The following is a 17,792-nucleotide window of genomic DNA, read 5'->3' as shown; positions in this document are numbered from 1 at the left end:
CCGACGGGCTGCGTGCCCAGATGGCCGCAGCACGCCCGGAAGGGATCACGTCAGTCCCGGTAGGGGGCGACGCGCCGCTGGTGCACATGTTCACCTCGGGCACAACCGGCAAACCCAAGGGAGTCGTGCACCCGGTTCGCTATGCCGCTGGCTGGCAGAGTTACCTCGAGTACGGGCTCGGAGTAGGGCCGGAAAATACGTTCTGGTGTGGTGCGGATCCTGGTTGGGCCTATGGCCTCTACACCGCGATCGTGGCGCCGCTCGCCGCCGGCGTGCCGACCATCCTGCTGCGCGGGGGCTTCTCGCCGGAGGCCACCTGGGCCCTCCTGCACGAACTCGAGGTGACCGACTTCGCCGCCGCCCCAACGGTCTTCCGCGGCTTGCGGGCCTCCACGGCAAAGGTCCCTGAAGGACTCGTACTGCAACGGTTGTCCAGCGCCGGGGAGCCGCTGACCCCGGAAGTGAACGAGTGGGCCACACGCGCACTTGGGTTGCGAGTGCACGATCACTACGGCCAGACCGAACTCGGTATGCCTATCGGCTTCCCGCACCATCCGCAGCTGGAACAGCCGGTGCGGGACGGGGCTATGGGACCCGCACTACCGGGCTGGACAATGACCGTGCTCGACGAGGACCGCGACGAACCCGCCCTCCCGGAGAGCCTGGGCGCTTGGCCGTCGTCGTCGCCAAGAGCCCATTCATGACGTTCCACCGCTATGTCGGTGGTGCTGGGATCGATCGCTACCGGGCGAACGGCGCCTACTTCCTGACCGGTGATCTGGCCTCGATCGACGGCGATGGCACCATCCGATTCTCCTCCCGCGACGACGATGTGATCATCATGGCCGGCTATCGGATCGGCCCATTCGATATCGAATCGACCCTGCTCCGCCACCCGGTAGTCAACGAATGCGCTGTCGTCGCCGCGCCCGACGAGGTTCGCGGCGAGGTGGTGGAAGCTTTCATCGTCCTTGCCCACGACACCAACAAATCCGATGAACTCGTGAGCGAGCTGCAGACGTGGTCACCCTTGCCCTCGAAACAGCTCGCCAGGGCATCACCGCCAACGCCATCGCCCCGGGACTCATCGATACCCCGATGCTCGCCTCGATGAACGCCCCCGCCCGCGAGAAGCTCATAGCCAAAGTTCCACAGCGCCGCACCGGCACACCGTCCGACATCGCCGAAGCCGCCGCCTACCTCTGTTCGCCCGCCGCAGGCTATGTCAGCGGGGTCGTCCTCGACGTCGACGGCGGACTCGGCATCGGCTCGTCCATTCGCTGAGCCCGGCACCGCCCGAAGCACCTCACAGGTCCGAATCATCGCGAAGACCGCGGTTCTGCGCACACACCCCCACTCTTGCACGGACCAGGCGATCACTGAGCTCCCGTGCGCTATCCGAAAATGAAAGAGAGACAACGATGTCCGGCATGGAGATTGAATTCGACGTCGAGGCCACGATGCGCGACGGCACCATCCTTCGCGCCATACATTGCCGCGCCCACCCGAAGGCGGCGAACGGTTCATCCGCCCGCATCGGCTGCAACGTCGGAAGCCGTGACTTACGGTCCTCCTGTCGAGATCACCTGTGGGTTCCGAAGTCGCGACTCTTCCGCGAGCCGGCGCCTGGACAGCTGCACCATTCGGCTGATCGAGGACCCGCACCCGGCGTTGGCCGATGGCTTCGCGGTCGTGTGGACCGCCGCTGAAATCGGCTGCTTCCTTCGACAACGACTGACCTGGTCCTGGATCTACGGTGACTGGCGCGTGCGATCCGAGGAAGAGCAACCTCGGGTGGCCCGTACGGGAGTGGCGCCCTCAGCGCCCGGCACGGAAGCCCGCGCAGCGCGGCGTGCACGCTGACATCCATGTGCTCACCTCTGCGGCGGTCGTTTCGATCACCAGATCCTTCGGGGGCGACTCGGGATCGGCGAGCTCGACGTTCCAGTCCCCCGCCAGCGCGACGTTTCCACCGACGACCTGCGACCCGCTTTGGTCCGCAGGTCCGGTGTCGGCGGCCTTATCCCGTGGCCGCCGGACGGTAGGACTTGATCAACTCACGCCGCATGATCTTGCCGCTCGATGTCTTCGGCAGATCGGCGACGAACTGGACCATCCGCGGTCGCTTGTAAGCAGCCAAATGCTGAGCGGAGAACTCGATGATGTCGGCTTCGGTTATCTGTGATCCGCTCGTGCGGACGATGTATGCGCAGGCGAGCTCGCCCTTGACCGAATCCGGCACCGCGCCCACCGCCACCATCGCGATATCGGGGTGCGCGCTCAGGACCCGCTCGATCTCGGCGGGGTAGATGTTGTAGCCGCCGGTGATGATCAAGTCCTTCAGGCGGTCGATGACGAACAAGAAGCCGCCGTCATCTCGCCGCGCGACGTCACCGGTCCTCAACCATCCGTCATCATCGAGTACGTCGATGGTGGCGGCATCGTTGTTGAAGTAGCCCTTCATCACGATCGGCCCCCGGATCAGCAATTCACCGGCCTCACCCCTGGCCGCTTCACGCGTGGGGTCGTGTAGGTCGGCAAGACGTACCTCGACGCCCGGCAACGGAACTCCGATGGAGCCTTTCGGTCCCTGCGCGTACAAGGGGTGGGTCGTGCCCAGGCCGGAGATCTCGGTCATGCCCCACAGCTCGATGAGCGGGGCACCCGAGGCCGCCTCCCAACGTTCGATCGTGGACTCCGGCATGGTCTGACCACCAACTGTCGACCGTGTCAACGTCGACAGATCCGCGTCGACGATCGACGGATCAGCAAGCATGGCGGCGTACATTGCCGGTACGCCCTCGAACATGGTCGCCCGGTGTCGGCCGATCATGGCAAGGGCTCCCTCCGGGCTGAAGCGTTCCATCAGTACAACTGTGCCGCCCACGAGCCACGTGGAGTTGATCGCGACATTGCCGTAGACATGCGCCGCAGGCAAAGCGGTGACGATCACGTCCCGTGGCGTCCGTCCGTGCATAGTGGCAGTCAGCCCGAAGTTCTGGATAACGGCGCGATTGCTCTGAACAGCACCCTTGGGATGACCGGTGGTACCCGAGGTGTAGCCGATTGTCGAAGTGTCGTCGAGTTTCGGCGGCTCCGCGGCGAATTCGGTGGGTGTGGATATCAACGCCTGGAAGGCCGTTGTGCCGGGAATCTCGCGGGGCCCGAACACGATGACCGCGCAGGACTGCGGTATTCGGGATACCGCCTCGACGAGCTTGCCTGCCTGCTCTTCGCCGACGAACACCGCTGCCGAGCGGCAGTCCTGCAGAACATAGGCCACCTCGTCTGTCGTCAGCATCACGTTCACGGGATTGACCACGGCACCGGCCTTGAGCACCCCGTGGTAGGTCACCAGCCACTCCCAACGATTCTGCGAATACAGAGAGACCGTCTGGCCCTCCGTGATACCTCGAGCGCGCAGTGCCCCGGCTATCCGGTCGCTCGCGATGTCGAGTTCGGCGTATGTCATCGTCCGATCTGCCGTCACGAGGGCTATCTTGTCTGCGAAGCGGATAACAGCGTGGGGAAGAATCTGGGCTGGTCCGGTCAGCATCATTTTTCTCACTTCCGGGCTGAGTCTGGGGCAATGACGGGGACCGAGCAGCGTCGGTGGTGGTATCGGGCATGGACGAGTACTCGATCGGCTGCGTCCTGCGGGCCAGGTCTGATCTCCGCACCACCTGATGGCCATCGCATCTGCTCGCCAGGGGCTGCTCTCTGCACCGACTACCTCGTGTCGGTGGCGGCCGAAGTCAGCCGCCGACCTGACGACGTTGTTGCCCCAAGCCGGGTTGCGACCCACGCTCCGGCGTCGCTGATCGAACGATCGGCCTCCGGCGCGCGCCCGGCCATGAACTGGTAGACGTGCTGCTGCCCGGGCTCGACGACGAAGGTCACATCGATGCCGACGGCGCGAGCACGTTCAGCAAACCGCTCGCCGTTGTCGTAGAGACATTCGATGTCGCTCGCGGTCATGTAGATCGGCGGGAAGCCGGTGAGGTCGGCGTGCAGCGGATTGGCGCGCCCGTCGGCTGCGGCGCCGGTGTCCTGGATGTACGCCGCTGCCATCTCCTCGCACAGCGGACGCTGCGCGAGGGCGTCGAAACGGGCGTTGGTGTCGAGGGTGCCGGGCAAGGATTCGAGGTCGAGCCAGGGCGAGAACGCCACCACCGCGGCAGGGACTTCGACCCCGCTGTCACGCAGGCGAACTACGGTGGACAAGGCCAGGCACGCGCCCGCCGAGTCACCGGCAAAGGCGATCTTCGCAGCAGCGAATCCCTGATCAAGAAGCCATCTGTAGGCAGCCTCGGCGTCATCGATCGGAGCGGGATAGGAGACCTCCGGAGCACGCCGGTAGTCGAGGACGAGCACCTTGTGCCCGGCTGCCTTGGCGAGGTGGCCGGCCAACTTGCGGTGGCTGAACGGGCTCTGGACCACGAAGCCGCCGCCGTGGAAGTAGAGGACGACCCCGTCCTCGTCGGCGTCGGTGGGCTCGCAGACGATGGCGGGCCGCCCACCGGCGTTCACCTCGTCGTAGGTGACACCGGCAGGCTCGGCTGCCAACAGGTGTACCTGATCCAGCAGCGAACGACGAAGCGTCATATCTATGTCACCCGCCGCCGCGAGGATTGCTCCGATCTCCTCGTACTTCGCCTTGATGGCTGCGGACTGTGGACTGGGCATGGCTTCTCCTACTGCTTTCCGAGGGGTGACACGTGCCGGAATTGGTTACGAAAGCTGGCGGTGTCTGCTCCGAGTGGTCCCGGGTGCTCGATTGCGCGCTCGGGGATCGGCCACGGTGATGCGCCGAATCCCAGGACCGGCGACACCTGGCCTTCGCCGTTGAGCGCGTGGCGCAGCACATGCCGGCTGTGCCAGCACGGGTCGTTCGCGACGTCGTCCAGTTCGCGCACCGGCTGGGCCGCGATTCCCTCCGCACCGAGGAGGGCCGTCCAGTGCGCGCGATCGTGCTGCCGAAGGACGGTCGCGATCTCATCCGCCAAAGCCGTCGGCGAGCCGTCAGGTGCCAACCCGAGCGTGCGACGCAGAGCGCCTGCCTGGCCGGGGGCGGCGAGGAAGAGCCAACCGTCGGAAGCCTGGTAGAGACGCTGTGTGGGGCTCCAGCCGACGGCGTCCACGCCGGTCGGCTCCGGCAGCCGGGCCTTCGGGTTCTCGACGTCGAAGAGGTAGATGGCTTGATGCAGGGTGGCGACATTCGTCAGTGACGTGCCGATTTCCTGGCCCCGGCCGGTCCTGGCACGGTGGAACAGGCCGAGCACGGCGGCAAGCGCGCCCATAATGCCGGTGCCGACGTCGGAAATCAGGTACGGCTGGTACATCGGCCATCCCTGCTCGCCGCCGTAGCGCAAGGAGAGACCGGTGACGGCAACGGCTTGGTTCTCATGACCGCGTCGGTGCCGCCACGGCCCGGTGCGCCCATAGGCGCTCATCGAGACGTAGACGAGGTCCGGACGGGCGTCCCGTAGGTCGCCGTACCCGAGGCCGTATCGCTCGATGGCGCCGTACGCGTAATTCTGCAGCAGAACGTCACAGTGGTCCGCAGCTGCGCGCACCAGCGCGAACTCGTCGGGATCCTGCAGGTTCAGGAACGCCGTCTGTTTGCCTCGGTTGGTGTAGGACCCGTGGAAGCCGTTGTTGCCGTCCGGCGCGGGATTCGCCACCTTGACGACCTCGGCACCGAGGTCGGCGAGTAGACGGCCGGAGACCGGCCCGGCGACGACCTGCGAAAGCTCGAGCACGGAGACACCGGTCAACGGAAGCTCCTCCTCGGCGCAGGCGATCACCGTGCCGTCGCGGGCGGGCTCTTCGAGCACACCATGCACAGAGTCATGGTCGGTCCCGGGCAGCGACCTGGGTGTCATTGTCGCCGGAGTCTCGCTGAAATCGATGGCGACTCCGGCCATCGCAAGAGGGCCGAATTCCGGATCGTCGAGCTGGACAACAGTTCTGGACTCTCGCGCGTGCTCGTTAGCCAGCCAGTCCGCCGCCGTGCGGACCTGGACCGCCGAACTGCCGATCTCCTGGAAGATCCGCTCCCAGTGCGCCGCAGGCCTGGTCCCGATCAACTCGACAAATTTGCGCTCCGCCACCCTCTTGAGCACTGGATCGGTGAAAACCTTCGGCATGTCACCGAGCCCGGCGGCACACCAGGAGTCCCATTCGCCTGCCGCTGTCAGCAGCTGCTGAACGAAACGCGGGTAGGAGACCTGGTCGACGAACTGGCCGTCGGAGCAGCGGTACGAGCCGAGGAAGGCCTTCGGCAAATCCTCACGGGGGCTGACGAAGTCCGGCATCTCGAGATGAAACCCGACCACTTCGAGCATCGCCTCGGCGAGTGGTACCTCCAGACGTGCACCGCCGCCGGTCCGTTCGCGACGGTAGAGCGCGCTTGCGATCTTGAGAGTGGCAAGTAGAGCAGCGGTTGTCGAGGAAATCGGAAGGCCGGTGAAAACAGGGCGGCTCGGGTCGTCGATAGTGGCCGCCGCTCGCGCCTTCCAGTCCCAATGATCACGGAGACGGCGATAGCCCGCCGTCGCGCTCATGACGACACCCTCCCAACCCGGTGTGGGCGAACGAGGATCGGTGGCCGCGAATCCTGGAAGGGAGCAGTAGATGAGCCCAGGATGGGCGGCGGTCATTTCGGCTGCGCCGAGACCGAACCTGTCCATCACTCCGGGACGGAAGTTCTCGATGACAACGTCGGATCGCATGCACAACTCCCGGGCGGTCACCCGGTCGTCATCACGACCGAGATCCAACACCGCCCGCCGTTTTCCTCTGTTGAGGAATGCGTCGGGGAGGCCAGCGAGCCGCGGGCCGCCTGGCGGGTCGATATGCACGACGTCCGCGCCGTTCTGAGCCAGAATCTCGCCGACCAGAGGTCCGGCAACGAAATGGCCGAAGTCGATGACGCGAATACCATCGAGCACCGCGGGCATCGTCGCCCTCCTTCTGCAGCGGGTGGATACAGGCATCGCATCCGACGCCGACGGCCAGCCTAAGATGCGCCGGAACTGGCTGCGTGTCCTGAAATCGCGCCGCGATATCCAGTTGTCGCGTATCGGCGTTCCGCTCCGTGAGCTGCGATTCTGCACGCATGTACTGCTGCCCAGGACGCCGCTGTGGACCCCAGGAGCTTCTCCGCCGCAGTTGCGACGTCAGTTTCCGACGTAGCCGCTCTCGTACAGCGAACTCGAGGCCGAGTCACTCCCGGGCCGGTACCGAGCAACCCATGCTGCGATCTGTGTACGGGAAGTGAAGCCTAGTTTGGCCAACACGTGCTCAACGTGTCCCTCGACCGTTCTCCTGGACACGGAAAGACGTCCGGCGATATCGCGATTACTGAGGCCGCGGCCCACAAGAAGAGCAATTTCCTTCTCGCGCGGGGTCAGCCGCAGCTCGGGCCCCTCGCCGACGGGAGCGGCGGATTGCTCACCCAGCGCATAGCCGATCGCCTCATCGAGCGGCATACGCAGGCCCCGCTGAAACGCGGACCGATACGGCCGCTCCCCAATATGGCGCGCGGCGCGCACACACTGATCCCGGTAGCGCGCCAGAGCGGGGATATTCGTCAGCGAAATTCCCAGCCTACTCCAGATGGACTCCGCCGCGCCGACGAGCGTCGCGGCCCGCTCGTACCGTTTGGCGGCGGACTCGACGCAGGCCAGGCCCTCGATACACTCAGCCAGACCCAACCGGTCATCGAAGGTCCGCTTGATTTGCAGACTCTTGCGGAAATGGTCGGCAGCTCGTTCGTTGTCGCCGCGTTGCCATGCGTCGAAACCGACGGCACACAGGCAGTACGACCAATGCCATTCCTCGCCTGTCGGGCGAGCTCGGCACTCCTCGAAAACGCTGTCGACTCCGTCGTGGTCTCCGATGAATGCCAGTGTCAGCCCGAGCAGGACCAGAGAGAGGTACCTCCCGCGGTCGTCATGAGCATGTTCGAAGTACCGGAGCGACTCACGGAAGAGGTCGACCGACGTGGCCAGATCGTCGACGACGAGCGCGGCAAAGGCCCTCGCCTGGGCGATATAGGCAAGTCCGGCTTTGTCATCCGTGCTCCGCGCAATCGTGTCGGCCAGGTCGAGTAGCTCCGAAGCGGTTGTGGACGAGCCCTGCATGGCAGCGAGACTGGAGGCGACATAGAGGCCTCTGGTCTTCTGCTCATCGCTCCCCTCGTATCTTTCGAGTAGCTGTTCGAACCAGTGGCGTCCCTCGCTCACGAGGCCGCGGGTGATCCAGTAGAGGTACAGAGAACTCGCCATGCTCAGGCCCACGCCGGCCTGACTCGGATCGGAGCTGCAGAATTCCAGTGCCACGCGGATGTTGGCGTGGTCTCTGCGCAATCGCCCCACGCTGTCGGCTTGCCCCTCCCCCACCCAGTTGGCGAAGATCTTCGAGATCGTCTCAGCATAGAAATCACGGTGTCGTGTCTGCCAGGCAGACCACTCTCCGGCATCGGTCAACTGCTCGGCACCGTACTGCCGGATGGTTTCGAGCAGACGGTAGCGAACATGACCGACTTGCTCATCCCTGATCAGGATCGACTTATCGACAAGCGAGGCGAGCAGCCCGAAGATCACAGAGGCCGGCAACCGTTCATCCGAGCAAATGCTTTCTGCGGCATCGAGTTCGATGCCGCCCGAGAACACCGACAGCCGGGTCCAGAGGAGCTGCTCGTCATGAGAGCAGAGGTCGTAGCTCCAGGTGATCAGTGCCCGAAGTGTCTGCTGGCGAGCAGGTGCGTTGCGGCTACCGGCGGTGAGCAAGCTGTACCTGTCGGTCAGACGGGTCAGGATCTGATCCAGGGAGAGCGCACGGAGCCGCACCGCGGCCAGTTCCAGAGCCAACGGTAAGCCGTCGAGCGTGTGGCAGAGCGAGGCAACCATGACGTAGTTGTCCTCAGTGAGACGGAAGTCTGGCACCGCTGAGGTAGCTCTGTCCAAGAAGAGATTCACCGCGTCGTACTGCGGCAACTCGGACAGGGTCACGGCGTCGGTTCCGGGGGTGGACATCGGTGGAACAGACAAAGTGCTCTCACCGGCGATCATGAGAGGTTCCCTGCTCGTGGCCAGGATCCACAAGCGGGGGCAGGCCGCCAGCAACGAGCTGGCGAGTCCGGCGCACGCTTCGAGCAGGTGTTCGCAGTTGTCCAAGACGAGCACCAGTTGCTTGTCGGCGAGATGGGCGGCGACCGTATCGAGTGCCGTGCGCTGCGAATGCTCACGCAGGCCCAGCGTCTCCGCGACAGCGTGCCCGAGCAGGTCCTCGTCACCGAGTTCCGCCAGTGAGACGAAGCAGGCGCCGTCTCGCAGTTCTCGGCTCATCGCGTGGGCGAGGCGAATTGCGATGCGCGACTTGCCGACCCCGCCCACACCCGTCAGCGTCACCAACCTGGTGTGGGTGAACAGACGCTTGACATCTGACAGTTCTCGCCGTCGACCGACAAAGCGCGTGGCTTCCGCGGGCACATTGTTCATCGGGATGGAAGCGCTCGCGCTCATCGGAGGATTCTAGACCGCTGAGCGAGCTTCGGTCGCGCCTCGACCGAAGACAGACCGAATCCAGGTAGTCACCCCTCGGTCTTCCCGGTGCCGGGCGGCAGTGGCCTGTGCCACAGTGATGCCTGCCGGACATCCCGGAATCCGGTTCGCACGGCGGAATCGAGCAAGCGACCTGCCTCGACTGTTCGCCCGGAACCGACCGACTTCCGCGGCCGGGGGTGGCCGCCGCGACCACGGTGTTGCGGCCACGCCGGTGAGGCCAGCCGAATAGGGCCTCCGGTCACCGCTAGTCGACTATCCCGACACGTACGAAGGTATCGAGGTGAATCAATTGGTGTCTGTCACACCGACAACGTCCAATGAGATTTTGAATGCCGTCATCGCCGGTGGCGTTCAAAATCCCTTTCCGCTCTACGAGCAGCTGCGCGAGCTGGGCAACGGAGTCCACTGGTCCGAACTTCTCAATGGATGGTTTCTGACCAGGGCCGAAGACAGTCGGGCGATGCTCTCCGACCCGGAATCCTTCTCGAACGACATGCTCGAGGTCACCGGGGCGGGAATCCACAACCCTGACGACCTGCGCCAGCGGCGATTCGCCGATATCCAATCCAAGTTCCTTTTCTTCGTCGATCCGCCCCGCCATCCCGTCATCCGTTCGATCTTCCGCAGCGCGTTCACCCCGGGGGCGATCGCGGGATGGCGGCCCGTGGTGGAACGCATCACGGACGAGTTGCTCGCTGGGTTCTCGGCGGGTGACGAGGTGGATTTCATGGAGGAACTCGCCGGCATCGTGCCAGTCGAGGTCATCGCCACTGTGCTCGGTGTACCCGAGGAAGATCATGTGCGCTTCCGGGGATGGTCCGAGGCGCTGGTTCGGGCCAACAACCCCGCGGTACAGGGCCCGGATAGAGACGAGGCCATTGCTACAAGCATGGAGCTCGTCGACTATATGTCCGCGATTGCGGAGCAACGCAAGGCAGACCCGCAGGACGACCTGATCTCCACGGTGGTGAATACGCCGACACGCGATGGGGATCCGCTCGACACCACCGAAGCGCTTGCCCAGCTGGTCGTCCTGTTGGCAGCAGGGAACGAAACCACATCGAATCTGCTGGGCAACGGGATCACGATTCTTCTGGACTATCCGCAGGTCAAACGCCGGCTCATCGCCGATCCGTCGCTGATGAAATCAGCGGTCGAGGAGATGCTCCGGTATGACCCGCCTTTCCATCTCGATTTCAGGAAAGCTGTCAAGGACACCGCGATATCGGGAACCGCCATCGCCGCGGGGACGCCGGTCTATTCCCTGCTTCCCGCTGCGAATCGCGATCCGCGCGCATTCGACAATCCGCTCGACTTCGATATCGAGCGGAAGAACAATCGGCACCTCGCCTTCAGTCACGGTATCCACTTCTGCGTGGGTGCTCCGCTGGCGCGGCTCGAAGGCGAAGTCGTCTTCGCCAAGTTGCTACAGAAATTCCCGGACATCGACCGAGGGACCGCAGAGCCCGTCCGACGGACCGCCAACATCATTTCGCGTGGTTGGGAGAAAAGGCCGGTGCGGCTGTGACGCCGACTGTCGACCCCGATGTGACCGTGACGGTGCATCCGGAGCGTTGCATGGGAAGCGGAATCTGCCGCCGCGCCGCGCCTGCCGTCTTCGGCGCGGACAACGAAGGCTGGGTGACGCTGCTCGACGCCACGCCAGACCGCGAACTGGTCGACGGCGTGCTCGAGGCGTCGGAGGAGTGTCCGACCGCGGCCATCGACGTCGAATTACGCCAGTCATCGGGCGGGGAGGCACAGGGCACATGAATCGCATCGAAACGGACGTTCTTATCGTCGGGGCCGGGCCCGTCGGACTCTATGGCGCCTATTGTGCGGGATTCCGCGGCCTGCGGACCGTGGTGGTCGACGCTCTCGAAGAGGCTGGTGGCCAGATCACGGCGCTCTACCCGGAGAAGGAGATCTCGGACATCGCCGCTGTCCCCGGCGAACGCGGTCGCAACCTGGTAGCCGCACTGCTGCGACAGGCGAAAACTTACGACCCCGAGTTCCTACTGGGCCGAACGGCGGTCGACCTGGATCGCATCGACCCCGATCATCCGGTGGTCGAGCTGTCGGACGGAACCACTGTTCGAACCCGTGCTGTCGTATTGACCGTTGGGGTCGGATCCTTCGTTCCGCGTCCTCTGACCGCGGCGATGAGCTGGCAGGGAAATGGAGTCCACTACTTCGTGCCCGATCCGGCGACGCACCGGGGCCAGCGCGTGCTGATCGTCGGTGGCGGAGACAGCGCGGTGGATTGGGCACATGCACTGGTGCCGGTTGCGGACAGCGTCGTGCTGGTCCACCGGCGAGCACGGTTCCGGGCTCATGCCGCGAACGTGACTGCCCTCGCCGACAGCGGGGTGAAGGTGCTGACTTGCACCGAGGTCGACGAACTACATGGAGACGACAAGATCCACGCGGTCACGCTGCGCAGTGACGACGGACTGATCCAGTCCCTCGAGGTGGATGCCGTAATCGCGGCCCTCGGCTTCATCAGTGAACTCGGTCCGATCCGACAGTGGGGAATGGAATTCAGGGGTAGGTCCGTACTAGTCGATCAGCGCATGAGAACGAACCTTCCCCGCATCTACGCGGCAGGTGATGTCAGCGACTACGAGGGGAAGGTCCGGCTGCTCTCCGTGGGCTTCGGAGAGGTGGCAACAGCGATCGGCAACGCTGCCGTGGAGATCGACCCGGACCAGCCCCTCTTCCCCGGCCATTCGACGGACCGCGACGCGGCGCACAGTCCGGAGAGCGCGGTGATCCCGTGACTTCCGGGACCGCAGGGCCGGCGGTATGCGCACGCGGCGGTCCCCGGGCCCGCGGCGGAGTGCTTGCGCAGAACTCTCATCGATCTATGTGATGTGAGTCATACCTTGTGCAATCGGCGCAAGAACGCCCCGCCTCGCGAACGTAAGTTGAACTCACTCGCTGAATTCGAGCGGCGATCAACTCCAGTCACCGACGGAAACGCTTACTCAACCGCCGTCCGCTGGCGGGGCCTTGCGGCGATGCACCGAAGCGTAATTTCCCTACAGGAAGGAGCCCTACAAACTAGGCCGAGATATTCAATGTCATTCTTCCATTCGATTTGGCTTGACGCGCACGTAAGAAAAGTAGATCTCATGACCTTCATCATCGGGGAGCCCTGCATTGACGTCCTGGACAAATCCTGTATGGACATATGTCCGATGGACTGCATCTACACCGGGCTCCGCAAGAACTACATCAACCCCGTGGAGTGCATCGACTGCTCGGCATGCGCCGATGTCTGCCCGGTCGACGCCATTTTTCCGGCGTCTCGAGCGGTCACAGAAGAGCAACGCGCCTTCGCGGACGATTCTGATCTTTTCTTCGACTCGATCCTTTCAGGCCGTGAAGAACCGCTCGGCAGTATAGGCGGCTCGGCGAAGGTCGGCGACATCGGCGCGGACACGCCTCTGGTGGCGGGTCATCCTAAGGTGGTGTCCTGACAGTGGGCGGCGTCCAGACGGTATGCGAGATGCCGAGCGACATTTCGCACGGCCTTGTCGAGAAGATGTCGATCGCTCATCCCGAGGCAGCCCTGCAAGCCATCACGCAGGCGTATGCGCCATCGAAGCTCGATGTGTTCGGCACCGCCGGGGACTTCGATCTTCGTCTGCACGTGTTGCGGCTGCCGGGGATCACTTACGGACACATACAGTTCGGCACCGATGTGCGGGTCACGGCCCTTCCGCCGTCGTGCTACGTCGTCTGCTTCGCGCCTACCGGCGGAGTCCGAGTCGCGGCAACCCGAACGAATCAGCAGGTCACCGGCCAGCGCGGCGCCGTCCTGTACCCCCACGAGGCGACCTTCTTCGAAGATTGGAGTCCCGCCTCGGAACTCGTTTCCCTGCGTATCGAGGACGATCATCTCGAGCGAGGGCTCGTCCAGCTGATCGGGCACCCGATTCGAGAGCCGATCCGATTCGAGGCCGGCTGTGATCTGGAGAATGCCCAGACCGCCTCCTTCCGACGAGCACTCCAGCTCCTCGAAGCTGAACTGCAGAACCCTAGCGCGCTTGCACACGACGACCGCGGGGCCGAACTGCTGGCCGATTTCGTGACCACGTCCCTATTGCTTTCTCAACCCAACAATTATTCCGAGATGATTCATAAACCACGGAAGGCTGTGCCGTTGGGAGCCGTCCGAGCAGCTCAGGAGCTGATGGATGCGGATCCCATGTCGATCAATACCGTCGGCGAGCTAGCAAACAGGGTCCACACGAGCGTGCGATCCTTGGAGCAGGGATTCCGGACGCACCTGGATACGACACCGATGACGTATCTGCGCCGCACTCGTTTGGCTCATGCCCACCGAGAACTCCAGGTGGCAGCTTCCTCGAACTGCACGGTCAGACGGATCGCGCACCGATGGGGATTCCAGCACCTCGGCCGATTCGCTAGGTGCTATCGCGAGGCGTTCGGGGAACTCCCCGCGGAGACGCTGAGGTCCGGCCGCCGGTAAACGGCCCGCTCGCTGGGCACGGCACTCTTGACACCGGCACTCGGGCAGAAGTGCGGAAAGTGGATAGATCCCGGCGAATTCGAGATGTCCACCAGCCTCGCGGCCACGTAGCGTCACGGCTGTTCGAGCGCAAGGAGCCCGCAGTCCTTCGGGGGGTTGATTCCGTGACCGCGACGCTCGTGGCAACCGATCTCGCGCATCTTCTCTCACTCAAATGGATCTCGAAAGGTCGCGCATATGCACTTCACCCATGACACCCTCCCCCAGCGGGTCATCTTCGCATCTGGTCAGGCGGCGGCAGGGGTCGAGGCAGAGGTCCAGCGACTCGGCGCCGGCCGTGTCATGGTTCTCGCGGCACCCGCTGAAGCCGCGTTGGCGGAGCGCGTCACTGCCGCGATCCCAGTAGCACTCGCACACGACGAGGTCGTGATGCACGTCCCTGTCGAGACCGCCGAGCGGGCACGGGCAGCGGCCGCGGCACACCGAGTAGACGCCGTTGTCTCTGTCGGCGGCGGCTCCACCACCGGCTTGGCCAAGGCCATCGCCTTGACCACCGACCTGCCGGTTGTTGCCGTGCCGACGACGTATGCAGGTAGCGAGGCAACAGATGTCTGGGGTCTCACCGAAGGACAGGTCAAGACCACCGGCAGTGACCCGAGGGTGCTGCCGCGGTCGATCGTGTACGACGCCACCTTGACCCTCGGACTTCCGAAGGAAATGACCGTCGCTTCAGGCCTGAACGCGATGGCGCACTGCGTCGATTCCCTGTGGGCACCGCGCGCGGATCCGATCAACGCAGCGATGGCGACCGAGGGCGCCCGCGCGCTCGCCTCAGGGCTGCGTCGAGTCACCCACGATCCCGCTGATCTGCAGGGACGCGAGCAAACCCTCTACGGCGCGTATCTCGCCGCGGTGGCGTTCGCGTCGGCAGGCTCGGGTCTGCACCACAAGATCTGTCATGTCCTGGGAGGACGCTACAACCTTCCTCACGCCCAGACGCACGCGGTGGTACTGCCCTATGTCCTTGCTTTCAACGCGCCGAATGCCCTGGAAGCACAGGTTCGGCTCGCGGGAGCATTCGATTCGGGCTCGGCGCTCGACGGCTTGGAAGCTCTTCGTGACGCACTGGACGCTCCCAGGTGTCTGCGCGAGTACGGCTTGGCCGAGGAGGACCTCCTCGACGCGGTCGGCGCCATTCTTCCAGTCGTGCCGCCGTCAAACCCCACTCCTGCCACCGCCGAGAACATCGGCGTCCTACTTCGCGCAGCCTGGGAAGGAACCCTCCCGTGAACGACATCTCAGCCGAGCAGCGAAAACGCGAACAGGAGCTAATCGATCGAGTTGTCCGCTCGTTCGACAATTGTCAGGAACCCCGGCTCAAACAGTTGATGCAGGCCACCGTCCGGCATCTGCATGCGTTCCTCACGGAGGTTCGACTGACCGAAGCGGAATGGACCGAAGCAATCGCCTTCCTCACCGCCGTCGGGCACACAACCGATGACAAGAGGCAGGAGTTCATCCTGTTGTCCGACACCCTTGGTGCCTCGATGCAGACCATCACCATCAACAACGAAGCCTCCGGCGATGCCACGGAAGCGACGGTCTTCGGCCCGTTCTTCCTGGAAAACAGCCCCGAAGTCGAGTTCGGCGGCGACATCGCGTTCGGAGCCGCGGGACAGCCATGCTGGGTCGAAGGCACTGTCACAGGCACGGACGGAACGCCGATCCCGGCCGCTCGAATCGAGGTGTGGGAGGCGGACGAGGACGGGCTCTACGACGTGCAGTACAGCGACGGCCGGCCTTCGGCCCGGGCGCACCTCTTCAGTGATTCCGATGGCCGATACGCATTCTGGGGAATCACGCCGGTGCCCTACCCGATCCCGCATGACGGCCCGGTTGGGCGGATGCTCGAGGCGACCGGCCGACAACCCATGCGTGCTTCGCACCTGCATTTCATGGTGACGGCCCCCGGATACCGTCGCCTCGTGACCCACATCTTCCCGGTCGGCGATCCGCTACTGGCCTCCGACACTGTGTTCGGGGTTCGCGAATCGTTGGTCAAGGACTTCGTGCCTGTCGAGGCCGGCACACCGACACCGGATGGACGAGAACTCGGCGACCGGAGCTGGTCCCGGGTGCACTTCGACATCATCTTGGCCCCGCAGCGCGAATGAGGCGGCTGGTTCACTAGGCACCCCGGAAATCCGGCGCCGGCACCTGCCGCCGCGGACGCGGCCGGGCGGTAGCGGCGCATGGAGGCCTGGCATCGAGGTTGGGATGATGCAACCAGGCGTCCCGCTGTACCTTTCTACTGTGAACTCGTTGTAGGACCCACAACACGACCCTCAGCTCGGCCATTGGCGACACGGGCGCCGATATCCGCTGATCAGGCCCCACCATAACCGTTCCACCGCCCCAAACCGACTTGGAGGGAGACATGGCGGTCTCCGCATCGTGGGTTCGAGGTCTTCGCGTCCCGGACGACGAAATCTTGCCGCCTGTATGCACAGAAGCGACCATCGGGCCTATCCGTGACGTCGTGGGTGCAGACGCCGTCGATTGGGCTGTGCGTGTCGCTGCGGAGGCCGCCCAGAGCCCGGTGACGGGGTCGAAAGGACTGTTGGCGGGCCGCAGTCTGACGTCCGTTCAGCGACTCGGTTTCGAGTTCGGATTCCTGTCCATCTTGGACAGCCTGTACCGAGGCGAACCCGTACCGCCGTTCCTGAACGCGGACGGCAACAAGTACATCGCAGACCTCATTCAGCGGCGCATTCCTCTGACACAGTTGCTGGCCCAGATCCGTCAAGGCCATGCATATGTGGCCGAGCGGCTCATGAACGCTTGTCGCAAGCTCGTACCTGCGGATGAGCACGCCGAGCAGTTACAGCGCATCTCCCGGGTCCTGTTCGAGTACGTCGACGGACTCATCGCCGAGGTCGGACCCGCCTTCGAAGCGGCAGAACAGGACTGGGGCGCTTCGGTATACGCCGCACGAGCGAAGGCGCTCGAACGTGTCCTCGACGGGGACGATTCGGAACTGGGCGAAGTGAGTCATCGGCTGGCCTACGACATCGCGCACCGACATCACGTCGGCATCGCTGTCTACCAGGAGACCTCAGACGAATCGGATGCCCGTCTTGTCGAGGCAGCGCATCACGTTCTCTCCACCCTCGGGGCCAAGCAGACACTGATCGTGCCTCGCGGTCTTGTGACCCTGTGGGCCTGGGGCAATTCGACGGGTCCGTTGGATGTCCGTCGGCTGCCACAATCGAGTGGGCTCAAAATCGCGGTTGGCCGCCCCGGATACGGTCCGGCGGGCTTTCGACGCACGCACGAACAAGCCCTCGAGGTTCACCGCATAACGCAACTGCGCCGCGAGCCCGGTGATTCGATCTGCTCGTACGACGACGTGAGCCTTCTCAGTCTCCTCATGAAGGAGCCGGCGAAGGCCGCGGAGTTCGCCGCCTTCGAACTAGGTGATCTGATCAAAGACGACGCCAAGACGGCAGATTTGAGACTGACTCTCAGCACATACCTGGAGAACCACAGCCCCAATGTGACGGCGGCGAAGTTGCATATCGCGAGGAACACGGTCACCTATCGACTCAGACGAGCGTCCGAGATCCTCGGACGCTCATTGGACGAACGGCCACTAGAAACTTGGACTGCTCTCCTGCTCCACGACTACACGCTCGAGCGCCCGTCCCTCGATTGAACACGGG

At 64.2% G+C, this 17,792-nt stretch carries 15 protein-coding genes; 11 read left to right on the top strand and 4 right to left on the bottom strand.

The genetic code is table 11. From position 1 onward, the window contains the following. Positions 1-20 precede the first annotated feature (20 nt). The 3 genes from AB0I35_RS15905 to AB0I35_RS15895 are packed head-to-tail and all read left to right on the top strand — an operon-like array spanning position 21 to position 1,284. Positions 21-704, top strand: a complete 684-nt coding sequence (locus tag AB0I35_RS15905; RefSeq protein WP_357396688.1) for an AMP-binding protein — start codon at positions 21-23, stop codon at positions 702-704. After that, entirely contained in the window at positions 671-1,114 is a 444-nt protein-coding gene (locus AB0I35_RS15900) for a hypothetical protein (RefSeq protein ID WP_357396687.1), read from the top strand. Before AB0I35_RS15905 ends, AB0I35_RS15900 begins: the two co-directional genes overlap by 34 nt. Then, a complete protein-coding gene (locus tag AB0I35_RS15895; RefSeq protein ID WP_357396686.1) occupies positions 1,021-1,284 on the top strand; it encodes an SDR family oxidoreductase in 264 nt (87 codons plus the stop codon). The genes AB0I35_RS15900 and AB0I35_RS15895 overlap by 94 nt, the downstream gene beginning before the upstream one ends. 736 nt (positions 1,285-2,020) lie before the next feature. Here AB0I35_RS15895 and AB0I35_RS15890 read toward each other — a convergent pair. The 4 genes from AB0I35_RS15890 to AB0I35_RS15875 form a co-directional block, all read right to left on the bottom strand. Next, on the bottom strand, positions 2,021-3,559 hold the full coding sequence (locus AB0I35_RS15890; RefSeq protein ID WP_357396684.1) for an AMP-binding protein: 1,539 nt from the start codon (positions 3,557-3,559) through the stop codon (positions 2,021-2,023). A 170-nt stretch (positions 3,560-3,729) separates the two neighbouring features. Next, a complete protein-coding gene (locus AB0I35_RS15885; protein ID WP_357396683.1) occupies positions 3,730-4,686 on the bottom strand; it encodes an alpha/beta hydrolase in 957 nt (318 codons plus the stop codon). An 8-nt stretch (positions 4,687-4,694) separates the two neighbouring features. Then, positions 4,695-7,118, bottom strand: coding sequence for a CoA transferase (locus AB0I35_RS15880; RefSeq protein WP_357396681.1), 2,424 nt, complete (start codon positions 7,116-7,118; stop codon positions 4,695-4,697). Positions 7,119-7,181: 63 nt separating this feature from the next. Beyond that, a complete protein-coding gene (locus AB0I35_RS15875) occupies positions 7,182-9,530 on the bottom strand; it encodes a LuxR C-terminal-related transcriptional regulator (RefSeq protein WP_357396680.1) in 2,349 nt (782 codons plus the stop codon). A 322-nt stretch (positions 9,531-9,852) separates the two neighbouring features. On the opposite strand from AB0I35_RS15875, the gene AB0I35_RS15870 reads away from it, so the two are divergent. From AB0I35_RS15870 to AB0I35_RS15835, 8 genes are all read left to right on the top strand, one after another. Next, a complete protein-coding gene (locus tag AB0I35_RS15870) occupies positions 9,853-11,100 on the top strand; it encodes a cytochrome P450 (protein ID WP_357396678.1) in 1,248 nt (415 codons plus the stop codon). Further along, the gene (locus AB0I35_RS15865) at positions 11,097-11,345 is read left to right on the top strand and encodes a ferredoxin (RefSeq protein WP_357396677.1); all 249 of its coding nucleotides are present in this window, start codon (positions 11,097-11,099) and stop codon (positions 11,343-11,345) included. The genes AB0I35_RS15870 and AB0I35_RS15865 overlap by 4 nt, the downstream gene beginning before the upstream one ends. After that, positions 11,342-12,352, top strand: coding sequence for an NAD(P)/FAD-dependent oxidoreductase (locus AB0I35_RS15860; protein WP_357396676.1), 1,011 nt, complete (start codon positions 11,342-11,344; stop codon positions 12,350-12,352). The genes AB0I35_RS15865 and AB0I35_RS15860 overlap by 4 nt, the downstream gene beginning before the upstream one ends. A 354-nt stretch (positions 12,353-12,706) precedes the next feature. Continuing rightward, positions 12,707-13,054 (top strand): ferredoxin family protein, encoded by a 348-nt coding sequence (locus tag AB0I35_RS15855; RefSeq protein ID WP_357396675.1) that lies wholly within the window; start codon positions 12,707-12,709, stop codon positions 13,052-13,054. Between the two features lie 29 nt (positions 13,055-13,083). Further along, the gene (locus AB0I35_RS15850; RefSeq protein ID WP_357396674.1) at positions 13,084-14,070 is read left to right on the top strand and encodes an AraC family transcriptional regulator; all 987 of its coding nucleotides are present in this window, start codon (positions 13,084-13,086) and stop codon (positions 14,068-14,070) included. Positions 14,071-14,307: 237 nt separating this feature from the next. Further along, a complete protein-coding gene (locus AB0I35_RS15845; RefSeq protein ID WP_357396673.1) occupies positions 14,308-15,360 on the top strand; it encodes a maleylacetate reductase in 1,053 nt (350 codons plus the stop codon). Beyond that, positions 15,357-16,244 carry an intradiol ring-cleavage dioxygenase gene (locus tag AB0I35_RS15840; protein ID WP_357396671.1) on the top strand — a complete coding sequence of 296 codons (888 nt, stop codon included), beginning with the start codon at positions 15,357-15,359 and terminating at the stop codon, positions 16,242-16,244. The genes AB0I35_RS15845 and AB0I35_RS15840 overlap by 4 nt, the downstream gene beginning before the upstream one ends. Positions 16,245-16,609: 365 nt before the next feature. Then, a complete protein-coding gene (locus tag AB0I35_RS15835; RefSeq protein ID WP_357396670.1) occupies positions 16,610-17,785 on the top strand; it encodes a helix-turn-helix domain-containing protein in 1,176 nt (391 codons plus the stop codon). Positions 17,786-17,792: the final 7 nt, after the last annotated feature.

The organism is Nocardia sp. NPDC050378 (assembly GCF_040655675.1).
GTDB lineage: Bacteria > Actinomycetota > Actinomycetes > Mycobacteriales > Mycobacteriaceae > Nocardia > Nocardia coubleae.
This window is presented reverse-complemented; position numbering and strand designations above follow the sequence as displayed.

Coding starts and splice junctions, on each gene's coding strand:
- AB0I35_RS15905 (WP_357396688.1), top strand. CDS start 21: ATGGCCGCAGCACGCCCGGAAGGGATCACGTCAGTCCCGGTAGGGGGC.
- AB0I35_RS15890 (WP_357396684.1), bottom strand. CDS start 3,559: ATGATGCTGACCGGACCAGCCCAGATTCTTCCCCACGCTGTTATCCGC.
- AB0I35_RS15885 (WP_357396683.1), bottom strand. CDS start 4,686: ATGCCCAGTCCACAGTCCGCAGCCATCAAGGCGAAGTACGAGGAGATC.
- AB0I35_RS15875 (WP_357396680.1), bottom strand. CDS start 9,530: ATGAGCGCGAGCGCTTCCATCCCGATGAACAATGTGCCCGCGGAAGCC.
- AB0I35_RS15860 (WP_357396676.1), top strand. CDS start 11,342: ATGAATCGCATCGAAACGGACGTTCTTATCGTCGGGGCCGGGCCCGTC.
- AB0I35_RS15855 (WP_357396675.1), top strand. CDS start 12,707: ATGACCTTCATCATCGGGGAGCCCTGCATTGACGTCCTGGACAAATCC.
- AB0I35_RS15850 (WP_357396674.1), top strand. CDS start 13,084: ATGCCGAGCGACATTTCGCACGGCCTTGTCGAGAAGATGTCGATCGCT.
- AB0I35_RS15845 (WP_357396673.1), top strand. CDS start 14,308: ATGCACTTCACCCATGACACCCTCCCCCAGCGGGTCATCTTCGCATCT.